The sequence below is a fragment of the Paenibacillus profundus genome (genome assembly GCF_021369635.1).
Classification (GTDB): domain Bacteria; phylum Bacillota; class Bacilli; order Paenibacillales; family Paenibacillaceae; genus Paenibacillus_B; species Paenibacillus_B profundus.
Genome location: NZ_JAJNBZ010000077.1, coordinates 1 through 4,300, shown reverse-complemented (window position 1 = coordinate 4,300; position 4,300 = coordinate 1). Strand labels below are relative to the sequence as shown.

The 4,300-nt window shown below is 45.8% G+C and carries 3 protein-coding genes; all 3 read left to right on the top strand.

The features are described 5' to 3' along the window. The first annotated feature begins 485 nt into the window (after positions 1–485). Positions 486–1,970 carry an Lsa family ABC-F type ribosomal protection protein gene (locus tag LQV63_RS31040; protein WP_233699626.1) on the top strand — a complete coding sequence of 495 codons (1,485 nt, stop codon included), beginning with the start codon at positions 486–488 and terminating at the stop codon, positions 1,968–1,970. A 254-nt stretch (positions 1,971–2,224) separates the two neighbouring features. Then, the gene (locus tag LQV63_RS31035) at positions 2,225–3,271 is read left to right on the top strand and encodes a Cfr family 23S rRNA (adenine(2503)-C(8))-methyltransferase (RefSeq protein WP_233699625.1); all 1,047 of its coding nucleotides are present in this window, start codon (positions 2,225–2,227) and stop codon (positions 3,269–3,271) included. A gap of 12 nt (positions 3,272–3,283) precedes the next feature. Continuing rightward, positions 3,284–4,300: PEP/pyruvate-binding domain-containing protein (locus LQV63_RS31030; protein ID WP_325175947.1), on the top strand; the 1,017-nt coding region annotated here is incomplete at its 3' end.

Genomic DNA, 4,300 nt, shown 5'->3' with positions numbered 1-4,300 from the left:
TCAAATTCTAAGAAAACGCGAGCATTTAAGAGAAAAGTGATTCTTCATAGAGGGAAGTTAGCTCAATAAGCACCCGACGAACTGCAGGATTTCCTTAGGCTGCATGAACCGCTAGGGAACTATGCAGTGACGGAGTAAGGCTCGAACTATGGTTTTTGATGTGATCTAATTGAACTGAAGTAGATGAATGTTGCCATTGCTGGGATGTTGCAATGAAATATCTGGTATGTTACTATTGCGCTAACACTTACGATAGGAGTTGAAGGGGATAATGTAGAATTTCTTGCTAACGTTTAAGGAATAAAACAAGTTCTATTTGTGCTGTTTTATTCTTTATTGGCAAGAAAGTTACCTTATTCTTTTCACTCAAAATATATCCTTATCTGACTCTGCGTAGGGTTAGATTTGTTTTATTTTTTTGAGCTGCAAGAAAGGTCAACTTTCTTGCGGCTCTTTTTTATTTGTGAACCAAGGAGGTTTCTGGAATGTCATTGATCAAGGTAACGAACCTGACGTTTGCCTATGACGGCAGTTACGACAACATTTTTGAGCATGTAAGTTTGCAAATCGATACCAACTGGAAATTGGGCTTTACGGGGAGGAACGGCCGGGGCAAGACTACGTTTCTCAATCTGCTGCTCGGCAAGTATGAATACAGCGGAACGATTTCCTCTAACGTCAGCTTCGAGTATTTCCCGTTCCACGTCGAACACAAGGAAAAATATACATTCGATGTGGTAGCTGACATCTATCCCGACTACGAGCACTGGCAACTCATGCGCGAGTTCTCGCTGCTGAAGTTATCAGAAGATGTGTTGTATCGACCGTTCGACTCGTTGTCCAACGGAGAACAGACGAAGGTAATGCTGGCAGTCCTGTTTTTGAAGGAGAACAGCTTTTTGCTTATCGACGAGCCGACCAATCATCTGGATCTGCATGCTCGGAAGCTGGTAAGTGATTATTTGAACGGCAAGAGCGGCTTTATGTTGGTGTCACACGATAGGGCGTTTCTCGACAATTGTGTGGATCACATTATTTCGATCAATAAGACCAATATCGAAATCCAGAACGGACATTTCTCAGACTGGTGGGAGAATAAGCAAAGACAGGACAATTTCGAACTGGCCGAGAACGAAAAGCTGAGGAAGGACATTAAGAGGCTGTCCGAAGCGGCCAAGCGAACGAGCAACTGGTCGCACGAAGTAGAAAAAACGAAAAACGGCACCCGCAACTCGGGCTCCAAGGTCGACAAAGGTTACATCGGTCACAAGGCTGCCAAAATGATGAAGCGATCCAAATCGATCGAGCAAAGACAGCACTCCGCGATCGAGGAAAGATCCCAGCTTCTGAGAAACGTCGACAGCTCGGAAAGCCTGAAAATATCGCAGATGATTTATCATAAACACCAATTGGTCGAGCTTGACCGCGTTTCGATTCATTATGGAGAAAAGAACGTGTGTAGCAATATCAGCTTTACTATCGAGCAAGGGGACAGAATCGTGCTCTCCGGTCCGAACGGCTCAGGCAAATCCAGTTTGCTCAAACTGATTTGCGGCGAGGAGATTCTTTATTCCGGCGTGTTTCGAAAAGGGAGTCAGTTGAAAATTTCCTACGTATCACAAGATACCTCGCAGTTGCAGGGCAATTTGTCGGAATTCGCCAAATCCAGCGAGATTGATGAAAGCTTGTTCAAAGCGATTTTGAGAAAACTCGATTTTTCGCGCTTACAGTTTGAAAAGGACATCGCTTCGTATAGCGGGGGTCAGAAGAAAAAGGTTCTGATCGCGAAAAGCCTCTGCGAACGCGCTCATTTGCATGTGTGGGACGAACCGCTCAATTTTATCGACGTCATTTCCAGGATGCAAATCGAAGAACTGCTGCTGGAGCATTCGCCGACGATCCTTTTCGTGGAGCACGACAGCGAATTTTGCAAACATATCGCAACTAAAATTGTGGAACTGAAAGTTTAACACACTCTAGGAGGATGAAGACGATGATCATTGAGGTTGAGGTTGTAGATGATTATGTGAACCGGTTCCAACCGGCTGACTCGGTTCACAAAAAGATAAATCTGTTGCCGGAGGTTTACCAATCTATCGACAGATGCACGTAGCGATGATGTCCGCAAACACGTCGTGTTTTTTCCTGCGTAGTTGGTTAATGCATGAAAGCGCCGGATGACGGTTGCTTTTCTTTGCATTTTCTCCGGCGGTAAGGAGAACACATGAAACCAACCTCGAAATATGAAACCATTAGACAAATCTTGTCCGACTTCAAGCAGCCTGCGTATCGGTATGGGCAATTGATGGACGCGATTTTCAAACAAAAAATTGCTGAATACGAACGGATCACCATACTGCCTACATTTTTGCGAGAATCGTTGGCCCGGACGCTTGGTCCAAATGTCTCCAGCGTTATTCCGGTAAAGGAAATTACATCGCAGCAGGTCAGCAAGGTGCTGTTTGCCATCGAGGGTGGCGAACGCATAGAGGCCGTACGACTTACTTATGATCGGGGGTGGAAATCGTATTGTATTTCCACGCAGTGCGGTTGTGGCTTTGGGTGTCGCTTTTGCGCAACGGGTACTATCGGGTTGAAACGAAATCTGACCGCCGACGAAATTACCGACCAATTGCTTCACTTTCACTTGAACGGCCACGCCTTGGACAGCGTGTCCTTCATGGGCATGGGGGAGGCGCTCGCCAACCCGCACCTATTCGATGCGCTGGCGATTTTGACCAATCCAAATCTCTTCGGTCTAGGACATCGAAGGATTACGATTTCCACCATCGGCCTGTTGCCAGGAATCGAGAGGTTGACGCAGGAGTTTCCACAGGTCAATCTAACCTTCTCGATGCATTCGCCTTTCGACGAGCAACGGAACGAACTGATGCCGATCAATAAGCGGTTTCCGCTCCGCGACGTGCTGAATACATTGGATCGCCACATCCGACATACGGGAAGAAAGGTGTATATCGCATATATTTTACTTCGAGGGTTCAACGACTCGGCGGAGCATGCGAAAGCGGTTGCTGCGCTGTTGAGGGGAAGGGGAGCTTGGGAACACCTCTACCACGTGAACCTCATTCCCTACAATTCAACAGAAGTAACGCCTCAGAGCTACTTGCCAACTGATCCAGAGAGGATCGAAACGTTCGTGCGGACGTTGAAAATGTACGGTGTGAACGTTACGGTCCGAACTCAATTCGGAGCGGACATTAATGCGGCATGTGGTCAGTTGTACCGAGCTGATTCTCAAATGAATGGATAGGGGAGATAGGGTATGAGTTCTTTCGTTCTCGGTTTTCAGGAAATGAAAAATAACCAGCTATTGCTCGTTGGCGGAAAAGGGTTGAATGTAGGGGAGTTATCAAAAATTGAAGGAATCCAAGTACCAGAAGGCTTTTGTGTGACAACAGTAGGATATCAAAAAGCAGTGGAGCAAAACGAAACGTACCATTCTTTGCTCAATCGACTGACGATGCTAAACATTGAGGATCGAGATCAAATTGGTGAAATCAGCAGGAAGATTCGAGAAATCATTTTGGAAGTAGAAATTCCTTCTGATGTTGTGCAAGCAGTAACTCAATATCTCTCCCAGTTTGGCGAGGAACATGCATATGCTGTGCGTTCCAGTGCGACTGCTGAAGATTTGCCATATGCCTCTTTTGCTGGTCAACAAGATACTTATTTAAATATTATCGGCAAAGAAGCCATCCTGAAGCATATCAGCAAATGTTGGGCCTCCCTATTTACGGATCGCGCAGTCATTTATCGCATGCAAAATGGATTCGTCCACAGTCACGTTTATTTAGCCGTTATTGTTCAAAGGATGGTGTTCCCACAAGCTTCGGGAATTTTATTTACCGCTGATCCGATTACTTCCAACCGAAAGGTGATATCGATCGATGCCAGTTTTGGACTTGGAGAAGCACTGGTCTCTGGCCTGGTCTCTGCCGATTGTTATCAAGTAAAGGAAGGGAAAATCGTCGATAAGAGGATCGCAGCCAAAAAATTGGCGGTCTATGGACGAAAAGAAGGAGGAACAGAGACACAACAGATCGATCCTAAGCTGCAAAAGACTCAAACCCTGACTGAGCAACAAATTTTACAACTAGCACGCATCGGAAGGCATATCGAAGCCTATTTTGGTTGCCCGCAAGATATCGAATGGTGTCTGGTTGATGATACCTTTACTATTGTTCAGAGTCGGCCAATCACGACGTTATACCCGATTCCGGAAGTGAATGATCAGGAAAATCGCGTTTATGTATCTGTCGGTCACCAACAAATGATGACC